The organism is Streptomyces sp. CC228A (assembly GCF_021390935.1).
GTDB lineage: Bacteria > Actinomycetota > Actinomycetes > Streptomycetales > Streptomycetaceae > Streptomyces.
Window position 1 is genome coordinate 249863 of the sequence record NZ_JAJPUI010000003.1, and the last position, 18180, is coordinate 268042.

The following is an 18180-nucleotide window of genomic DNA, read 5'->3' on the forward strand; positions in this document are numbered from 1 at the left end:
CGGGTGGGGCGGGCGCTCAGTCCTGCTCCGGCCGGTGCGGGACGGCATCGAGCGGGGTTCCGGGGTCGGCGAGGGCGTCGGGGTCCACGGGCCGGCGGGACCTGATGAGGTCCTGGACGGGTTCTGTGACGTCCCACACGTTCACGTTCATCCCGGCGAGGACCCGCCGGTCCTTCAGCCAGAACGCGACGAACTGCCGCTTGGCGACGTCGCCGCGCAGGACGACCTGGTCGTAGGAGCCGGGGGGTGCCCAGCCGGAGTACTCCATGCCCAGGTCGTACTGGTCGGTGAAGAAGTACGGGACCCGGTCGTAGGACACGTCCTGGCCGAGCATGGCCCGGGCGGCGGCCGGCCCGCCGTTGAGGGCGTTGGCCCAGTGCTCGACGCGGAGCCGGACGCCGAAGAGCGGGTGGTGGGCGGCGGCCGCGTCGCCGGCGGCGAAGATGTCCGGGTCGGAGGTGCGCAGGGAGGCGTCGACGGCGATGCCGCCGCCGTGGGCGCGGTCCACGAGCGCCAGGCCGGCGGTCTCGGCGAGGGCGGTGTTGGGGACGGCGCCGACCGCGGCGAGCACGGCGTGCGCGGGGTGCTCCTCGCCGTCGTCGGTGCGGGCGGCGAGCACCATGCCGTCCTGGCCGGTGATCTCGGTGAGCCGGGTGCCGAACCGGAAGCGGACGCCGTGCTCGGCGTGCAGGTCGGCGAAGACCTGGCCGAGCTCGGGGCCGACGGCCTGGTGGAGCGGGGTGGGCTCGGGCTCCACGACGGTCACCTCGGCGCCGTAGCCGCGGGCGGCGGCGGCGACCTCCAGGCCGATCCAGCCGGCCCCGGCGACGACGAGGTGGCCGTTGTCCCGGCCGAGGGCCGCGAGGACCCCCTGCAGCCGGTCGGCGTGGGAGAGGCGGCGCAGCTGGTGGACGCCGGTGAGGTCGCTGCCGGGGACGTCGAGGGGGCGCGGTGCGGCGCCGGTGGCGAGCAGCAGCTTGTCGTAGTGGATGGTCGTGCCGTCGGCGAGGCGGACGGCCTTGTGGTCGCGGTCGACGGCGGTGACCGGCTGGCCGAGGTGGAGTTCGATGTCGGCCTGCGCGTACCAGGCGGGCGGGTGGACGAAGGCGCTGTCGCGCGGGTCCTTGCCGGTCAGGTAGCCCTTGGAGAGCGGCGGGCGTTCGTACGGGTGGTCGCGTTCGTCACCGATGAGGATGACGCGGCCGGCGAACCCCTCGGCCCGGAGGGTCTCCGCCGCCTTGGCGCCGGCCAGCCCCCCGCCGACGATGACGAAGGTCTCATCTGCGTCGACCACTTGTTGCCTCCTACCCGGAATGCACGGAACGTCCCTGTCCACGCTACGCCGCGGTGCCGCCGTCGCGGTCGTGGCCGCGGCGGCCGTGGCGCCCTCAGGAGGGTCCCGCACGGCGGGTGGTCAGGGAAGAGGGACATGTCCGGGAGCGGGGGCTACCGGGCGTGTGGCGCGGTGAGCCGGGCGTGCAGGGCGCGGGCGGCGGCGTCGGTGAGCGACGCGATCTGGTCGATGACGACGCGGGTGCGTGCGCGCTCGTCGGGCGCGGCGTCGAACAGGGCGCGGAACTGCGGGTCGAGGCCCTCGGGGGCGCGGCGGGTGAGCGCGTCGGCGAGTTCCGCGATGACGACGCGCTGGTCGGCGCGGAGCGCCTCCTGCTCGGCGCGCTGCATGACGTACCGGTCGGCGACGGCCTTGAGGACGGCGCATTCGTTGCGGGTCTCGCGGGGCACGACGAGCCGGGCGCCGTAGCGGGTGAGGCGGCCGGGGCCGTACGCCTGGCGGGTGGCGGTCTCGGCGGCGAGGCAGAACCGGCCGATGAGCTGGCTGGTGGCGTCCTTCAGCCGGGCCTGGGCCATGGCGGTGCCGTCGTAGCCGTGCGGCCACCACTCCTGGTCGATGAGCCGGTCGAGGGCCTCGGCGAGTTCCTGCGGGTCGGTGCCGGACGGTACGTACCGGCCGATGGCGCAGGCCCAGATGTCGGCCCGCTCGGGCTCCGCGAGGAGGAGGTTCGGGTCGATGTGGCCGGCGTGCAGGCCGTCCTCGAAGTCGTGCACGGAGTACGCCACGTCGTCGGACCAGTCCATGACCTGGGCCTCGAAGCAGACACGTCCGGCGGGGGCGCTCTGGCGGACCCACTGGAAGACGGGCAGGTCGTCGTCGTAGACCCCGAACTTCGGGGAGTGCGGGTCGGTGGGGTGGGCGCCGCGCGGCCACGGGTACTTGGTGGCGGCGTCGAGGGCGGCGCGGGTGAGGTTGAGCCCGACGCTGACCGGCTCCCCGGTCGCGGGGTCCGGCACGAACCGCTTGGGCTCGATCCGGGTGAGCAGGCGCAGCGACTGGGCGTTGCCCTCGAAGCCGCCGCAGTCCTCGGCGAACTCGTTGAGCGCCTGCTCGCCGTTGTGCCCGAACGGCGGGTGGCCCATGTCGTGGGACAGGCAGGCGGCCTCGACGAGGTCGGGGTCGCAGCCGAGCGCGGCGCCGAGCTCGCGGCCGACCTGGGCGCATTCGAGGGAGTGGGTGAGCCGGGTGCGGGGGCTGGCGTCCCAGGCGGGGCTCCTGGTGCCGGGGGTGACGACCTGCGTCTTCCCCGCGAGGCGGCGCAGCGCGGCGGAGTGCAGGACGCGGGCGCGGTCCCGCTGGAAGGCGGTGCGGCCGGGGCGCTTGTCGGGCTCCGGTGCCCAGCGCTCGGTCGCCGCGGGGTCGTAGCCGCCGTCGTCCGCCGGGTACGCGTGCGGGGCAGCGGCCGCACGGGTCGCGGGGCCGGTGGGGGTCCCTGGGGTGGTGGGTGTCGCGGGGCCGGTGGGGGTCCCTGGGGTGGTGGGTGTCGCGGGGTTGGTGGGGGTCGGGGGTTGGTGTGGGTCGTGCCTTCCATGCCGTCCATGCTTGGAAGGTAACCCCGCGGGGTGACAGTGAAGCGTGCGGCGGGTCAGGCGGACGCGTACGCCTCCGGGACGGGAGCCGTCGCGCGGCCCGCGGCCTCGTCGTAGCGCCGCAGGACGAGCCGGGCGAGGGCCGGGTGCGGGCCGATGGGGGCGGCGGCGGGGCCGGGCGCCGCGGCGGCGCTGCGGGTGGCGAACAGGCCGGGCGCGGTGAAGCAGGAGGCCACGGCGATGTCGGTACGGCCCCGGGCGGCCAGTTCCCGGACGGCTTCGGGCACGGTGGGCGCGGCGGCGGAGGCGTACGCGGCGAGGACCGGGACGCCGTCGAGGCGGAGGCTCAGCCGCGCGGCGAGGCGGCGGGTGACGGCCGCGGAGCCCGGGTGGCGGGACCCGGCGGCGGCGAGGACGACCCCGCCCGCGGCGGGCGGGGGCCGCCAGCCGGCCTCGGTGAGGCGGTCCCTCAGCGCGTCGACGACGAGCGGGTGGGCACCGAGCGGGGCGGCGACCCGGGCGCGTATCCGCGGCGCCGCGGCGGCGGCGGCCTGCGGCAGGTCGTGGGTGACGTGGTGGCCGGGCGCGAAGAGGAGCGGGACGAGGACCGCGTCGGAGCCGTCGGGCAGGGCGTCCAGGGTGTCGGTGAGCAGGGGTTCGTTCAGCTCGATGTGGCCGAGCCGCACGGTCAGGCCGGGCCGCAGTGCGCGGACCCGGTCGAGGAGCGCGGTCACGGTGGGCACGGCCCGCGGGTCGCGGCTGCCGTGCGCGACGGCGATCAGTGCGGGCGGGCCGGCAGGCCGGTGCAGTGGGCTCATGGGGGGCCTGCGCCTCCGTCCGGTCGGGGGTGGGGTGGGCGGGGATCGTGCGTCGATCCTGACGCGGGCACGTTGCCGGGGTGTTGCGCGGGGGTGACGGCGGTTTTGGGCCCGGCTCACGCCGCGGGCGAGGGGGCTGCCAGGTACGGGGCGGTCGGACGGCCCGGGGCCGCGCCCCGAGGATGGCCACTTCTACCCGGTCACGACATTCCGAAACGTGGAATATATTTTCCGTTGCGACGTCGATGCCTGGGCGCGGCACGAGGGCAGTGGAGTACGGGAGGGTTCGTTGGGAGGGACCATCGCGACCACCGGGTTGCCCCGGCGGGTGCTCGCCGAGCTCGTCGGCACGGCCGCGCTCGTGGCCGCCGTCGTCGGCTCCGGCATCCAGGCGGGCGGGCTGAGCGAGGACGTCGGGGTGCGGCTGCTGGCCAACTCGCTCGCTTCCGCGACGGCGCTCGGCCTGCTCATCGCGCTGCTGGGGCCCGTCTCCGGCGGCCACCTCAACCCGGTCGTCACGCTCTGCGCCTGGTGGGCGCGGCGCCGCTCCGGGGCCGCGCTGCCGGTGCGCGAGGTGGTCTCGTACGTCTCCGCGCAGCTCGTCGGGGCCGTCGCCGGGGCGCTGCTCGCGGAGGCCATGTACGGGCGGGCGCCCGGCGGGTGGGCCACGCAGGTGCGGGGCGCCGAGCACCTGCTGATGGGCGAGATCCTCGCCACCGCCGGCATGGTCGTGCTGGTCGTGGGGCTCGACCGCAGCGGCCGGGCCCGGCTGGCGCCGCTCGCGGTCGCCGCGTACATCGCCGCCGCGATCTGGTGCACGTCGTCCGGGTCGTTCGCCAACCCCGCCGCCACGGTGGGCCGTTCCCTCACCGACTCCTTCACCGGGATCGCCCCGGCGTCCCTCCCGGGCTTCGTCGCCGCCCAGTTGCTCGGCGCCGCGCTCGGCATCGCCCTGGCCGCCGCCCTGTTCGGCCGGAACCGGGCGGCGGCATGAGGCGGTCGGGGCGTCAGGGCGTCTCGGCCAGCCGGAAGCCGATGGCGTAGATGGCCTTGTCGTACCAGCCGTGCCGCCTGCGGCACCGGGTCAGGTCGCCGTAGCGGGTGAAGCTGCCGCCGCGCGCCACCCGGTAGGAGCCGTGGGCCTTCAGCAGGTCGTCGGCCGCGGGGGCGCCCCCTGGGTAGGGCCGGTACTCGTCGGCGACGAACTCCTCCACGTTGCCCGCCACGTCGTCGAGGCCGAACGGGCTGCGGCCCGGCGCGTAGACGCCCACCGGCGTGGTCGTCAGCGGGCCGCCCTCCACGGTGTTGGCGCACTCCGGCCGGAAGGTCTCGCCCCAGGGGAACTCGCGCCCGTCGCCGCCCGAGGCCGCGTACTCCCACTCGGCCTCGGTCGGCAGCCGGAAGCGCCGGCCGGTGCGCCGCGACAGCCACGCCGCGTACGCGTCGGCGGCCTCGGGCGGCACGCCCCACACCGGGTGGTTGGACAGCGCCCACGGAAAGACGCCGAACGGCCACGACCGGGGCAGCCAGGTCTCGTGGGTGTCTTCGAGGAACGCGCGGTACTCGTCATTGGTGACCGGGTAGCGGGCGATGCGGAAGGCCGCGATGTCCGCCTCGTAGGGCGGGCTCTCCTTCGCGATCCACTCCTCGACGACGCCGACGTGGCTCCAGCGGTCGGTCACCTCGGCCACCCGCTCCGGCGGCAGGCCGAGCGTCACCCGCGCCGCCGGGATGTCGAGCATCTCCGGGTCGAGGACGCGGATGCGGGGGTCGCCCACCAGGCTCAGCACCGTGCCCGCGGCGTGGCGGCGGCACTGGCCCTCCTGCGGGGACGAGACGATCACGGCCAGCGTCTCGGGGTCCTCGGCGAGGAGCTCGCGGTGGCGGACGACGGGGTCGGACTCGCGGCGGACGAAGGAGTCCGGCAGCCCCATCGCCGCCCGGTCGGTCACCAGGTTCGGGTTCGTCTTGGCCGGCTGCCCCGGGCCGGCGGGCGCACCCGCCCTCCCGGCGGTGCCGCCGCCCCGTCCCGTCCGGCCGCCGTGCCGCTCCCGGCCGTCCCGCCGCCGACCGCACCGCCGCCGCCCTCGGCTGCGCCTCTGCTCACGGCCGGGCCTCCCCGCTCCCGTCGGCGTCGCCGGCCGCCGGCACCGGCACGTCGTAGACCCGGCCGTCGTACGAGCCGGCCAGGAAGACGCCCCTCGCGGGGTCGTGGCACAGCGAGGAGACGCCGGCCGTGGTGGGCCGCAGCGCCACCGGCCACGTGCCGGTGCGGGTGTCGAAGACGCAGACCGCCCCGCTGTAGGACCCGGTCGCGACGTAGCGGCCGTCGGGCGAGGTGCTGACGCACTTCACCGAGTGGTCGTGCGGCGTGGGGTGCACCGCGGCCTCGGGGCCGTCCCACAGCCGCAGCCGGCGGTCCCGGCTGACGCTGGCGAAGCGGCCGCCGGGCAGCGGCGCGCAGCCGTTGGCGATCCGGTCGTGGGCGGCCTCGACGCGGTGCAGTTCGGTGAAGTCCCGTACGGAGAACCAGGAGGCGGCCGCGTCCGCGCACACGGCGAAGATGAGGTCACCGGAGACGGCGACGCCCTTCACGGCGCCGGTGTGCAGCGGCAGCGTCGCCTCGTGCTTGACGGTGCCGTCCGGGTGGACCGAGAACACCAGGCCCTCGCCGGTGTAGGCGCCGACCACCACGTGCGGCACGCCGTCGCGGGTGAAGGCGGCCCCGCAGTTGAGGGGCGAGCGGTGCTGGTGCAGGGCCTCGCCGGTCAGCGCGTCGAAGACCGTGCCCAGCTGCCCGCCGCTGAAGACCCGCCCGCCGACCGGGGTGAGGAAGTTGCACAGGCTGCCCGTCTCGGCGGTCGGGCTGCCGTCGGTGCGCAGGATGCCGGCGTCGCCGATGGTGAGGGTGCGGCCCTCGTGCGCGGTGACGGCGTTGACGCCGTGCGTCGGCTCGACGTGGTCGAGCTCCCACACGCCGTCCGCGATGCGGTAGACCGCGTACGACGAGCCGAACGTGGCGAACGCCAGGGTGTCGCCGTCGAGGAAGGCGCAGGACCGCGGCCACACGTCGGCGGGGAACGCCGCGGAGGCCACCGGCCGGGGCTCGCCGCTCACGTCCCAGATGCGCAGCGTGCGGTCGTAGCTGAGGCTGACCAGCAGGCCCTGGGCGGCGTCCAGCACCAGCCGCTTGATGCCCGCGTCATGGGCGTGGTGGGTGGCGGTGCCGCCTTCGGAGAGGACGACGATCTCGCCCTCGTCGTTGCCGGCGTACACGACTCCGTCGGGCGCCACGGCGATGGTATCCGTCTCGATGCCGCCCAGGTCGATGTCGTCGACGAGGCCGCCGGTGCGCAGGGACCAGCGCTTGACGGTGCCGTCGTCGCTGGAGGACACGAGCTCGTCGGCGTCGCCGCCCGCGGCCCACTCCACGGAGATCACGTCGGCGGTGTGGCCGGTGAAGGTGTGCAGCAGCGCGCCGGTGAAGTCGTAGACCCTGACCCGGTGGTCGCGGGACGCCGTCGCGATGAGGTCCTTCGAGGGGTGGAAGGCCGACATCTCCACGTCGTCCTGCTGGTCGGACAGCACGGCCAGCAGCTTGAGGTCCGGCACCGACCACAGGCGGGCGGTGTAGTCGCTCGACGAGCTGACGAGGTGCCGCCCGTCCGGGCTGAAGGCGACCTGGTTGGCGAGGTGGTCGTGGACGGCGCGGGCGAGCGCGCGGCGGGTGCCGGCGTCCCACAGCACGAGCTGGTTGTCGTATCCGGCGGTGGCCACGAGGCGTCCGTCGAAAGCCGCGACGCCGCTGATGGGTCCGTTGTGGCGGATCATAGGAGAGACGCCTCCAAGTCGTTCGTCAGGGGCAGGGTGTGACCGGCGTGCCGGGCCTTGGCGTCCAGGTAGCGGCCGTTCTCACCGGTCAGGTAGACCCCGGTGGGGACGGTCTGCGCCACGTCGATGCCGAGGTCGCGCAACTGCCGGGCCTTGTCGGGGTTGTTGGTCAGCAGGCGGATGCGGGGCAGCCCGATCGCCCGGAGCATGGCGGCGGCCGCGGTGTAGTCGCGTTCGTCCTCGCCCCGGCCCAGGAGCCGGTTGGCCTGGAAGGTGTCGTTGCCGTCGTCCTGGAGGACGTACGCGTCGAGCTTGTTGTACAGCCCGATGCCCCGGCCCTCCTGGCGCAGGTACAGCACCGCGCCGCCCTCGTCGGCGACGGCGAGCAGCGCCTCTTCCAGCTGGGGGCCGCAGTCGCAGCGCGCCGAGCCGAAGACGTCGCCCGTCAGGCACTCGCTGTGCAGCCGGACGAGGGGGGTGCCGCGGCGGGCGCCGGCCACCACCACCGCCACGTGCTCCTTGCCGTCGGGCAGCCCGGCGAAGCTCAGCAGTTCCGCGGTGCGGCCGCCGGCCCGGTGCAGGGTGACGGGAACGCGGGCGCGGACGGTTACGGCGCCGTCCGCGGCAGCGGTCTCCGGGGACCCGGCGGCCGGTGCCGCGGCGGCGGCCGCACCGGCGGCGGGGGCCGCGGCAGACGGGGCGTCGGCCCCGGTGGCGGGGGCCGCGGCGGCGGCCGGAGCGGGACCGGCGGCGGCCGGAGCGGGACCGGCGGCGGGGCCGCGGCGGCCGGGCTTCCGGGCGGGGCGGCGGTCCCGGTGCGGACCGGCGGGCCTGCCGGGGCGGGGCCCTCGGCGGGGCCGCGGCCGGGGCGCGGGCCGCCTGCCGCCTCTTCGTCGGCCGGGTGCGGGGTGCGCGCCCGGCTCATGCCGTCGCTCATGGCGTGACGGCCTCCTCTCGTGACGGGGTCTGCGGGGCTTTCGGCGCCCACTGCCGCCAGGTGCGCCACAGCCACAGCAGGCCGGCGAGCTGGACGCAGCCGAAGACGGCGAAGGTGGCGGAGCCGCCGAGCAGGTCGGCGAGCGCGGGCACGACGAGCGGGCCGGCCAGGACGGGCAGGCCCAGGACGAGGTCGACGATGCCGCCCACGCGGCCCAGGGCGTCGGCCGGCACGAACTGGAAGACCATCAGGTCGCTGGCGACGCTGAGCGCGCTCTGGAACCCGAACATGACGACCATCGCGCCGACGAAGACGACCAGCGAACCGGACGCCATCAGCAGCAGTGCCACGCCCATGCCGACCGTGCCGACGAGCACGATCGCGCGGAACGGGAAGGTCTTGCGCTCGGACACCAGGACCGTCCCGAGGACGCCGGCGATCCGCACCGCCACCAGCACCAGGCCCACGCTCTGCGGCGACAGCTGCCAGTCGTCCTGGAGCCGGAACAGCGACAGGGTCATCGTGCCGGTGGTGCCGACCAGCAGCATGGGGACGAACACGAGGATCGCGTGCAGCAGCACGGGCGTGGCGAGCATGACCCGCCCGCCGTCCACCAGTCCCCGCACCACGCCCCCGCTGCCGGGGGCCGCCCGGCGCGGGGGGTGGATCCCCATGAGCCACACGGCGATGGGCGCGAAGAACGTCAGCACGTTGAACCAGAGCAGCCCGGCGTAGCCGACCCACAGCAGGGCGAGGCTGACCAGGAGCGGCCCGACGACGTTGGTGACGGTGTAGAGGCTGCCGAGGCTCGCCCGGGAGCGGACCGGGTTGTCGGGGAACATGTGGGCCACGCCGGTCATCCAGCCCATCCGGTAGCCGGCGCCGCCGATCTGCACGAGCGCGCCGAAGACGAACAGCGGCCAGACGGGGGCGTCCTCGGCGAGTCCGGTGAGGTTCAGGGCGATGGCGGCGGCCGCCTGGACCAGCAGCCCGGGCACCACCAGCACCCGGGCGCCGTACCGGTCGACGACGGCTCCGAGCAGCGGGGCCAGCAGCAGCGTGGCGGGGGTGAGCACGGCCAGCATCGCCATCACTGCGAGCGAGCCGGTGCGCTCGTAGACGAACAGCGGGAGGGCCACCGTGTAGACGGCCTCACCGATGTTGTTGACGACGTTGCCGACGGCGAAGATCCGGAACCTCCGGTCCCGCCAGGGGGACGGCCGGGCCTCCGTGGCGGCCGTCCCGCCGTCCCCACCGGTCACGGCGTGGTCCTCTGCCGGGGCAGGAGCAGGTCCCGGACGCGGGTCAGCGGGGCCTTGCCGGCCTCGCCGCCCGTGCGGAACACCCGGATCCAGCCGCCCCGGCCGCCGACGAGGAGCACGTGGCCGTCCTCGAACGGCACCGCGGCGACGGCCTTGGCGAAGTCCGGCAGGTCCTCGACGAGGCCCAGGATCTCGGTGGACTCCCGCTCGTAGACGCCGAGCTGGGCGCCGTAGGACACGGCGTACACCCGGTCGGGCAGCAGCACGCCGTTCTCGACGGTGTTGTCGAGGAGCTCGGTCCAGCGGTGGGTGACCTTCCGCTCGGTGACGGAGATCCGCTTCAGGCCGTTCTCGCCGCTGACGATGAGCGTGTCGGCGTCCTCCGCCCACATGCGCTTGGGGTACTCGGTGGTGTCCAGCTCCCACAGCACCTCCTGCCGGTCGGCGGCGAAGGCGGTGACGAGCCCGGTGCTGGAGGCGACGACCCGCTCCCCGCCCGGCAGGTAGCAGCCGGCCCACGCGGACGCCCGCCCGATGTCGAGGCGCGCGACGACCTCGCCGGTGGCGGCGTCGATCTCGTCCACGCCGTCGTTGTGGCAGGCCAGCAGCCGGCTGTGGTCGGGTGACCCGGAGACGGTGTGGGGGAGGGCGGGCACGCGGTGGCGCCACAGCACCTCGCCGGTGCGGGTCGCGCGGAACACCCACCGGTCGCGGGTGACACCGGCCCAGCCGCCCGGCAGCGGCACCACGCGGCGGGTGAAGCCCATGCCGTGCTCCAGGTGGTCGCGCACGGCGACGCGGGGCTCGCCGACCGGGTCGGTGGCGACGGACAGCACGGCGACGCCGTCGTCGGTCGCGGCGTACAGCTCCGCCGGGTCGTCGGCGGACTGCCGGATGTCCCACACGCACTGGCGGCGGAAGGGGGCGCGGGCGAGGACCTCGCGGCCGTCGGCGCTGAGCCGGCGGATGTCGCCGTCCTGCGTCAGGGTGTAGAGCGTGCCGTCGTCGCCGACGGTGAAGTCGGTGAGCTGGTGGGAGAAGCCGGTGACGGTGTCGGCGATCCTGGGCTCCGGGGCGGTGTTGTCCAGCAGGTGCAGGACACCGTCGAAACCGCCGACGTAGACGGTGCGGTGGTCCGGGGAGAAGGCGAGGAACTCGACGTCGTCGCGGGCCAGCAGCACCTGGTGGGTGATGGTGCCCTGGGCGTCGAGGGTGAGGACGCCGTTGGCGATGTTGTCGTTCTCGTCGGTCCCGTCGTCCTGGGTGGCCCAGAACCGGTGGTGCAGCGGGTCGTAGAGGATGCGGTGGATGTTGCCGCCGTCGGCGCGCACCACGGTGGGGAAGTCGAGGCTCTCCAGGTCGCCGAGGAAGACCCGGCCGGCCTTGTCGGAGGCGGCGTCCACGTCCGGGTGGTCCTGGCAGAACCACTCCAGGGGCACGTGCTCGGCGAACGACGGCTCGACGCGCTCGACGGCGAACGTCTCCAGGTCGAGGACGGCCATCTGCCGGTAGCCGTTGTTGACGTAGACCTTGCCCCGGTGGACCGTGATGCCGCGGCTCATCACCGGGGAGGGCTCCTCGCCCTCCATCAGCTCCGCGTGGTCGGCGGTGTGGTCCGCGTCGAGGACGTCGACGAGGTCCAGGGTGTCCAGCCGCCACCGCAGCAGCGTGCCCCGCTTGTCCCGGCCGACCACCCACGGCCCGGAGGCGGTGACCGTGTAGACGGGGGCGTGTCCTGCGACCACGGTGCCCGTGGGCGCCGGCGACGACCTGACGACCCGCAGGTCCCCGTCGAGCAGGTGGATGCGGCCCGTCACGTCGGCGGCCAGGAGTCCGGCCTCCGGCACGTACTCGATCCGCACGACGCGGTCGGTCAGTTCCATGTCTGGCTCCTCATATGGGTGTGGTGGGGGCGCACTCGTGTGCAGGGACCTGACGGGAAAGCGGCGTGGCGGGCACCGCGGAGTCCGCCGTGCCCGCCACGCGCGGGACTCTGATCAGTGGTTCATGATCAGAAGGCCGCCTTGCGGGAGCTGACGCCCCGACGAACCGGCTTGCGCACCATGGCCTTTCCTCCTCTCGTGAGTCGCACGGGCAGGTCACGGGCCGGCACCCGGAAGTGCCGGCCCGGCCGGCGCGGTGACGGATCAGCTGATGACGGACTTGCGGGAGCTCACACCGCGGCGAACCGGCTTGCGGATCATGGCGTTACCTCCTCTCGGAGTGCGTCTTCGCCGCCCGATGTCCGGCGACGTACGTCAGCATGGGGCCCGGCTCTCGAAGGCGGCTCGTGCTCCGCTGGCCGGCGGCTCGAAGCGCGGACGTGACCGGCTCGGGCCGCGGATGTGATGCTGGGAGGGAGAGGCGAGGAGAGTGACGACATGACGCCGGCCCTGACCGTCCTGACCACCACCGACAGCGCGGCGAACGCCGAGGAGTTGGCGCGCGGCGCCGTGGAGGCGCGGCTCGCGGCGTGCGCGCAGGTCTCGGCGCCCGTGACGTCCGTCTACCGGTGGGAGGGCGCGGTCGAGACCGCCCGGGAGTGGCAGGTGCTGTTCAAGACGGCCGACGACCGCTACGCCGCGCTGGAGGCGTACCTGCGGGAGCACCACCCGTACGACACACCGGAGATCATCGCGACGCCGGTGCAGCGCGGCAGCGCGGACTACCTGGCGTGGATCGCGCGGGAGACCCGGTGACCGAGCGGCCGCGCCGCACGGCCGGGCCCGGCGGCCGCGCCCCGGCCCGCGGGGTGGACCGGTGGCCGAAGCGCCGCACCGACGCGGACGGGCGGCCGAACCGCCGCGCCGTGAAGGGGAGCCGGCGGCAGGAGTGCCGTACCGCGGAGGACGGGCGACGACCGGGCCGACGCACCGTGCGGGCGGGGCGGCGGCCGAACCGCCGTACCCGGGAGGAAGGCAGGCGGCCGGGCCGCCGCGTCGCTCGGGCACGGCGGAGGCCGAACCGCCGCGCCGTGAAGGGGAGCCGTCGGCAGGAGTGCCGTACCGCGCGGATGGCCCCGGGGCCGGACCGCCGCACCGCACGGCGGTGGTGGCGGCCGGGTCGCCTCACCCGGCGGGAGACCCCGCCGTCGAGCTGCCGTTCTTCGTGTACGGGACGCTGCGGCCGGGTGGGCGCAACCACGGCAGGTTCCTGGCGGGCCGCACGTCCGCCGAGGAGCCGCCAGGCTGCCGGGCGCCCTGCTGTACGACGGGCCCGGCTACCCGTACCTGCGGCTCGGCGGTACGGGCGAGGTGGCCGGGGACCTCGTGTGGTCGGCGCCCGGCGGGTACCGCGCGCTGCTCGACGCGCTGGACCGGCTGGAGGGCCGCCTGGGCCCGGGGGATCCGCGCAACCTGTACGAGCGGGTGGTGTGCGCCGCCGTCCGCGTGCGGGACGGGGCGGAGGTCCGGGCGTGGGTGTACGTGGCGGCGGCCCGCACCGCCGTGGGGCCGCCGCTGGCGGGCGGCGACTGGCTCAGCCGTCCGCCGGGGCCGGGGCGGCGGCGCGACCCGTTCCAGGCGGACCGCGCACACCTTGAACTCCGGCATCTTCGACGTGGGGTCGAGGGCCGGGTTCGTGAGCGTGTTGGCGCGCCCCTCGCCGTACCAGTGGAACGGCATGAACACCGTGTCGGGCCGGATCGCCGCGGTCAGCCGGGCCGGGGCGACCGCCCGGCCGCGCCGCGACACCACGGCGACGGGTTCGCCGTCCGCCACGCCGACCCGCTCGGCGAGCCGCGGGTGCAGCTCGACGAACGGCTCGGGTGCTGCGGCGTTCAGCTCCGCGACCCGCCGGGTCTGGGCGCCCGACTGGTAGTGGGAGACCACGCGGCCGGTCGTCAGGATGACCGGGTAGGCGTCGTCGGGTTCCTCCCCCGCCGGCCGGTGGGTGACGGGCACGAACCGGGCGCGGCCGTCGGGGGTGGCGAACCGGTCGAGGAAGAGCCGCGGGGTGCCGGGGTGGCCGGGGTCGGGGCAGGGCCAGAAGACGCCGTCCTCCTCGGCGATGCGCCGGTAGCTGATGCCGGAGTAGTCGGCGAGGCCGCCCGCCGAGGCGCGGCGCAGTTCGTCGAACACCTCCTCCGGGTCGGTGGGGAAGCCCTTCTCCCAGCCGAGTCGCCCGGCGAGCTCGTGCATGACCTCCAGGTCGCTGCGGACGCCTTCGGGCGGGGTGAGGGCGCGGCGGCGCAGCAGCACGCGGCCCTCCAGGTTCGTCATCGTGCCGGTCTCCTCCGCCCACTGCGTCACGGGCAGCACCACGTCGGCGAGCGCGGCGGTCTCGGAGAGCACGACGTCGGCGACGGCGAGGAAGTCGAGGGACTTCAGCCGTTCCTCGACGTGTCCGGCGCGCGGCGCGGAGACGACCGGGTTGGAGCCCATGACGAGCAGCGCCTTCACGTCCCGGCCGAGCGCGTCGAGCAGTTCGTAGGCGCTGCGGCCGGGGCCGGGCAGGACGTCCGGGTCGACGCCCCACACGGCGGCGACGTGGGCGCGGGCCGCCGGGTCGTCGAGCTTGCGGTAGCCGGGGAGCTGGTCGGCTTTCTGCCCGTGCTCGCGGCCGCCCTGGCCGTTGCCCTGGCCGGTGAGGCAGCCGTATCCGGAGTGCGGGCGGCCGGGCCGGCCGGTGGCCAGGCACAGGTTGATCCAGGCGCCCACGGTGTCGGTGCCCTTGGCCTGCTGCTCGGGTCCGCGGGCGGTGAGCACCATGGCGCTGTCGGCGTCGCAGAACATCCGCACCGTCTCGCGCAGTTGCGGCACCGGCACGCCGGTGAGCCGCTCGACCATCGCGGGCCAGTGGGACATGGCGGCGGCGCGGGCGTCCTCCCAGCCGGAGGTGCGCTCCCGCACGTACTCCTCGTCGACCCGGCCCTCGGCGACGACGAGGTGCAGCAGTCCGAGCGCGAGGGCCAGGTCGGTGCCCGGCCGGGGCGCCAGGTGCAGGTCGGCCTGCTCGGCGGTGCGGGTGCGGCGCGGGTCGATGACGACGAGCTTGCCGCCGTTGTCCTTCAGCTCGGTGAGGTAGCGCAGCGCCGGGGGCATGGTCTCGGCGATGTTGGAGCCGACCAGGATGACGCAGCCGCTGCGCGGCACGTCCTCCAGCGGGAAGGGCAGGCCCCGGTCGACGCCGAACGCCCTGGTGTGCGCGGCGGCCGCCGACGACATGCAGAAGCGGCCGTTGTAGTCGATCTGCGAGGTGCCGAGGACGAGGCGGGCGAACTTGCCGAGGCTGTACGCCTTCTCGTTGGTGAGCCCGCCGCCGCCGAACACCCCGACCCCGTCGGGTCCGTACGTCTCCCGGGTGCGCCGCAGTCCGTCGGCGACGGCCCGCAGCGCCTCCTCCCACGTGGCCGGTTCGAGCGCGCCTGTGGCGTGGTTCCGGATCAGCGGCCCGGTGAGCCGGACGCGGGAGGAGAGCACGGCGGGCGCGGTGCGCCCCTTGCCGCACAGGGCACCCCGGTTGACGGGGAAGTCCGTACGCTCCACGACCTCGACTCCGCCCTGCGGGTCCTGGGCGGGCCGGAGGTTCATCCCGCACTGCAGGGCGCAGTACGGGCAGTGGGTGGCGGTGGTGGAGGGGGAGGTTGCGGCGGCGGCGAGCATGGCACCGAGCGTGCGACGCGCGTGTTACGGCCGCGGTCACCCCGTATTACGCACGGGGTACGTCGCGCTCCGGGCGCGGGGCCCGGTCCGGTGAGCCGGCGGGCGGGCCCGTGCGGGGTGCTCCCGCGGAGGCCAGTGCCTCCTGGACGCCGGTCTCCTCGCGCCCCAGGAACGTCGGGTCCGGCCGGAAGGCCACGTCGAGGGCGGCCTTCCCGGCGGCGGCGAGTTCGCGGACGCCCCCGTAGTACCAGACGGCGTCGTGCGGTTCCGCGACCCCGACGCCGTACGACTCGACGCCCGCCGCCTGGCAGAGGGTGACCGCACGCCGGACGTGGAAGCCCTGCGTCACGAGGACGGCGCGGTCGACGCCGAAGATCTTCTTCGCCCGCACGCAGGAGTCCCAGCTGTCGAACCCTGCATAGTCGCTGACGATGCGCCCGTCCGGCACCCCGCGCTCGACGAGGTACGCGCGCATCGCGTCCGGCTCGTCGTACTCGGCGCGCGAGTTGTCGCCGGTGACGAGGACGACCTTCACCTTGCCGGTGCGGTACAGCTCCGCGGCCGTGTCGAGCCGGTGCGCCAGGTACGGGGTCGGGCGGCCCTTCCACAGCCCGGCGCCGAAGACGACGGCGACGTCCTGGGCGGGCACGTCGGCGGTGGTGCGCAGCCGGGGTTCGGCGGCGGCGTGCATCCAGGTGGCGGGGGCGAGCGCCGCCACGGCCGCCAGCATGGCGGCCTGCACCAGCCGGCGCCGGCCCCGCCGGGTGCCGGGCAGCAGCCGCAGCCGCCGGGGCGCTCCGCCCGCGGAGCCCTCCGGTCCGCCTGGGCCGCCTGGGGCGTCTGGGGCGCCTGGGCTCCCGGGGAGCCTGGGCTGTCAGGCGAGCCGCCCTCCGGTTCCGGGGCACCGGAGCCCTCCCCTACGACGGGGCCTCGCCGGGCGCCGGAGCCCTCCGGCCCGCCGGTACCCTCCGGCCCCGGCCCGCCGCGGTCCCTGTGGGTGCCGGGGCCGACCGGTCCGCCGGGGCCTTCCGGTCCGCCGGGGCCTTCCGGGGCGCCGCCCGCGTACGGGGGCCCGCCGTGCCCGGCCCCCGGGGCGCGGTCCCGGTGCCGGACGGTGCTCCGGGCACGTCCCGGGCGGGGCCGGGCAGCACCCTCCGTACCCCTTCCCGTATCGCGCGTCGGACGGTCGTGTGTGTGCGGCGCATCAGGTCCCCTCCTCGGTGCGGTGATCGTGTCACCCGTTCGCCAGCGTGCGCCCGCGGGTGCCTCTGGCTGCCCTGAGCTGGGACGTTGTGTCCGGCGCGATGGTTCCTGACAGCGCATCAGCGAGCGCGCGGCGGCCGGGCCGTCTTTGCTCGGAGGCACGAAGCCCCGCCGCGCCTGCCCGGAGGACCCCCATGCGCTGCACGTCCCGCCCGCTGACCGGTACCGCACTCGCGGTGCTCTGCCTCGGCGCCCTGGCCGCGCCGGCGGCGCACGCCGGTGACTCCGCCGCCCTGGAGGTGAACCCGGCGACGGCCGCCCCCGGCACCACGGTCACCGTGAGCACCCGGGCGTGCGGGCCGGACGGCCACGGTATCGGCGACGCCCAGTCACTGGGCGCCGGGGACTTCAAGCTGCGGCCCGGCGCGCACAAGGAACTCGCCGAGGGCCGGTTCACGGTGCCCGAGCACGCCAAGCCCGGCACCTACGGCATCGGTGTGGCCTGCGACAACGGCAAGACCGCTGCCGGCGACCTGGTGGTGGAGGCCAAGCACGGCGGCGGCCACCAGCCGACGCGTGCGCCCGAGCACGACATGCCGCACGGGCACGTGAAGACCGGCGTGGGCGGCAGCGTCGGCTCCGACCCCGCGCGGATCGCGGCGGGCGCCGCCCTGCTGGCCGCGGCGGCGGGCGGCGGCCTGTGGATGCTGCGCCGCCGGACCGCCGGCGACGGCTGACGGGCGCGCGCGGGCACGCGGTCCCGGCCGCCGCGCGACGGCCCGCCGGTCCGTGCCGCCCGCCCCGTCCCCCGAACCTCCCCGCCCCCGCCGCGTGGCCCCGAGACCGCGGCTGGGGCGGGGAGATCCCGCGTACGGCGCGCCCCGTTCGGCGGCCCCGTACGCCGGCCCGTACCGCACACCGCCGCCGTGCGCGTCCCCGCACCGCGCGGCCCGTACCCGTACCCCCGCAGGACGCCGGAGGGCACCCGTATGAGCGGCTCCACCGCCGACCGCCAGGCCAGGAGCAACAAGGGCTGGGGCCTGGCCGCCGCCGCGTTCCTCGGGTTGTGGCTGGTGCAGAGCGGCTCCGAGCACGCGACCCCGCCGGCGCCGTCCGCCGCGGAGGCGTTCGCCGCGGGCCCCGGCTGGCACACCACCGCGGCAGCCGACCCGCTCCCGCCGTCGGCGCCCGTCCGGATCAGGATCCCGCGGATCGGCGTCGACGCGCCCGTGGTCCGGCTCGGTCTGGCGCCGGACGGCAGCCTGGAGGTGCCGCCGCCGGGGAACAGCAACGTGGCGGGCTGGTACCGGGACGGCGCCCCGCCCGGCGCCGAGGGCACGGCGATCATGGCGGGGCACGTCGACAACGCCCAGGGGCCCGCCGTCTTCTACGCACTGGGCTCCCTGCGGAAGGGCGACCGGATCGAGGTGCCGCGGGTCGACGGGCGCACCGCCGTCTTCACCGTCGACGCGGTGGAGGTGTACGACAACGACGCCTTCCCCGACGCCAAGGTGTACGGCCGGGCCGACCGGGCGGAGCTGCGCGTGATCACCTGCGGGGGCGACTACGCCCCGGAGACCGGCTACCAGGGCAACGTGGTGGCGTACGCCCATCTGATCGGCGCCCGTTAGCGCCCGCCCGCG

Annotated in this window: 13 protein-coding genes and 2 pseudogenes; 5 read left to right on the plus strand and 10 right to left on the minus strand. The window is 75.7% G+C overall.

The features are described 5' to 3' along the window. Positions 1 to 16: 16 nt before the first annotated feature. From L6E17_RS11065 to L6E17_RS11075, 3 genes are all read right to left on the minus strand, one after another. Positions 17 to 1294, minus strand: a complete 1278-nt coding sequence (locus tag L6E17_RS11065; RefSeq protein ID WP_236240605.1) for an FAD-dependent oxidoreductase — start codon at positions 1292 to 1294, stop codon at positions 17 to 19. Positions 1295 to 1446: 152 nt separating this feature from the next. Next, positions 1447 to 2943 (minus strand): deoxyguanosinetriphosphate triphosphohydrolase, encoded by a 1497-nt coding sequence (locus tag L6E17_RS11070; RefSeq protein ID WP_374109046.1) that lies wholly within the window; start codon positions 2941 to 2943, stop codon positions 1447 to 1449. Next, the gene (locus tag L6E17_RS11075) at positions 2940 to 3701 is read right to left on the minus strand and encodes a sirohydrochlorin chelatase (RefSeq protein WP_236240606.1); all 762 of its coding nucleotides are present in this window, start codon (positions 3699 to 3701) and stop codon (positions 2940 to 2942) included. Before L6E17_RS11075 ends, L6E17_RS11070 begins: the two co-directional genes overlap by 4 nt. Positions 3702 to 3990: 289 nt before the next feature. Between L6E17_RS11075 and L6E17_RS11080 the strand changes: the two genes are divergently transcribed. Next, positions 3991 to 4695, plus strand: coding sequence for an aquaporin (locus L6E17_RS11080; protein WP_236240607.1), 705 nt, complete (start codon positions 3991 to 3993; stop codon positions 4693 to 4695). Between the two features lie 13 nt (positions 4696 to 4708). On the opposite strand, the gene L6E17_RS11085 is transcribed toward L6E17_RS11080, so the two are convergent. The 5 genes from L6E17_RS11085 to L6E17_RS11105 form a co-directional block, all read right to left on the minus strand. Next, positions 4709 to 5653: an SUMF1/EgtB/PvdO family nonheme iron enzyme gene (locus L6E17_RS11085; protein ID WP_308315865.1), complete on the minus strand. Its 945-nt coding sequence runs from the start codon at positions 5651 to 5653 to the stop codon at positions 4709 to 4711. Between the two features lie 151 nt (positions 5654 to 5804). Continuing rightward, the gene (locus tag L6E17_RS11090) at positions 5805 to 7532 is read right to left on the minus strand and encodes a WD40 repeat domain-containing protein (protein ID WP_236240608.1); all 1728 of its coding nucleotides are present in this window, start codon (positions 7530 to 7532) and stop codon (positions 5805 to 5807) included. After that, complete coding sequence (gene ribA, locus L6E17_RS11095; protein ID WP_236240885.1) at positions 7529 to 8113, minus strand: GTP cyclohydrolase II; 585 nt, start codon at positions 8111 to 8113, stop codon at positions 7529 to 7531. The genes L6E17_RS11090 and ribA overlap by 4 nt, the downstream gene beginning before the upstream one ends. A 352-nt stretch (positions 8114 to 8465) precedes the next feature. Continuing rightward, positions 8466 to 9731 (minus strand): MFS transporter, encoded by a 1266-nt coding sequence (locus tag L6E17_RS11100; protein ID WP_236240609.1) that lies wholly within the window; start codon positions 9729 to 9731, stop codon positions 8466 to 8468. Next, a complete protein-coding gene (locus L6E17_RS11105; RefSeq protein ID WP_236240610.1) occupies positions 9728 to 11614 on the minus strand; it encodes a WD40 repeat domain-containing protein in 1887 nt (628 codons plus the stop codon). Before L6E17_RS11105 ends, L6E17_RS11100 begins: the two co-directional genes overlap by 4 nt. Before the next feature lie 498 nt (positions 11615 to 12112). On the opposite strand from L6E17_RS11105, the gene cutA reads away from it, so the two are divergent. After that, positions 12113 to 12430: a divalent-cation tolerance protein CutA gene (gene cutA / locus L6E17_RS11110; RefSeq protein WP_236240611.1), complete on the plus strand. Its 318-nt coding sequence runs from the start codon at positions 12113 to 12115 to the stop codon at positions 12428 to 12430. 504 nt (positions 12431 to 12934) lie between these two features. Further along, positions 12935 to 13150, plus strand: a pseudogene (locus tag L6E17_RS31425) (gamma-glutamylcyclotransferase); the annotation flags it as partial. A gap of 90 nt (positions 13151 to 13240) precedes the next feature. Here the strand turns inward: L6E17_RS31425 and L6E17_RS11120 are convergent. Beyond that, positions 13241 to 15334: pseudogene (locus tag L6E17_RS11120) on the minus strand (molybdopterin oxidoreductase family protein); the annotation flags it as partial. 46 nt (positions 15335 to 15380) lie between these two features. Then, a complete protein-coding gene (locus tag L6E17_RS11125; RefSeq protein ID WP_236240612.1) occupies positions 15381 to 16064 on the minus strand; it encodes an ElyC/SanA/YdcF family protein in 684 nt (227 codons plus the stop codon). Between the two features lie 667 nt (positions 16065 to 16731). Between L6E17_RS11125 and L6E17_RS11130 the strand changes: the two genes are divergently transcribed. Beyond that, a complete protein-coding gene (locus L6E17_RS11130; RefSeq protein WP_236240613.1) occupies positions 16732 to 17274 on the plus strand; it encodes a hypothetical protein in 543 nt (180 codons plus the stop codon). Positions 17275 to 17526: 252 nt separating this feature from the next. Continuing rightward, entirely contained in the window at positions 17527 to 18168 is a 642-nt protein-coding gene (locus L6E17_RS11135) for a class F sortase (protein ID WP_236240614.1), read from the plus strand. Positions 18169 to 18180 lie beyond the last annotated feature (12 nt).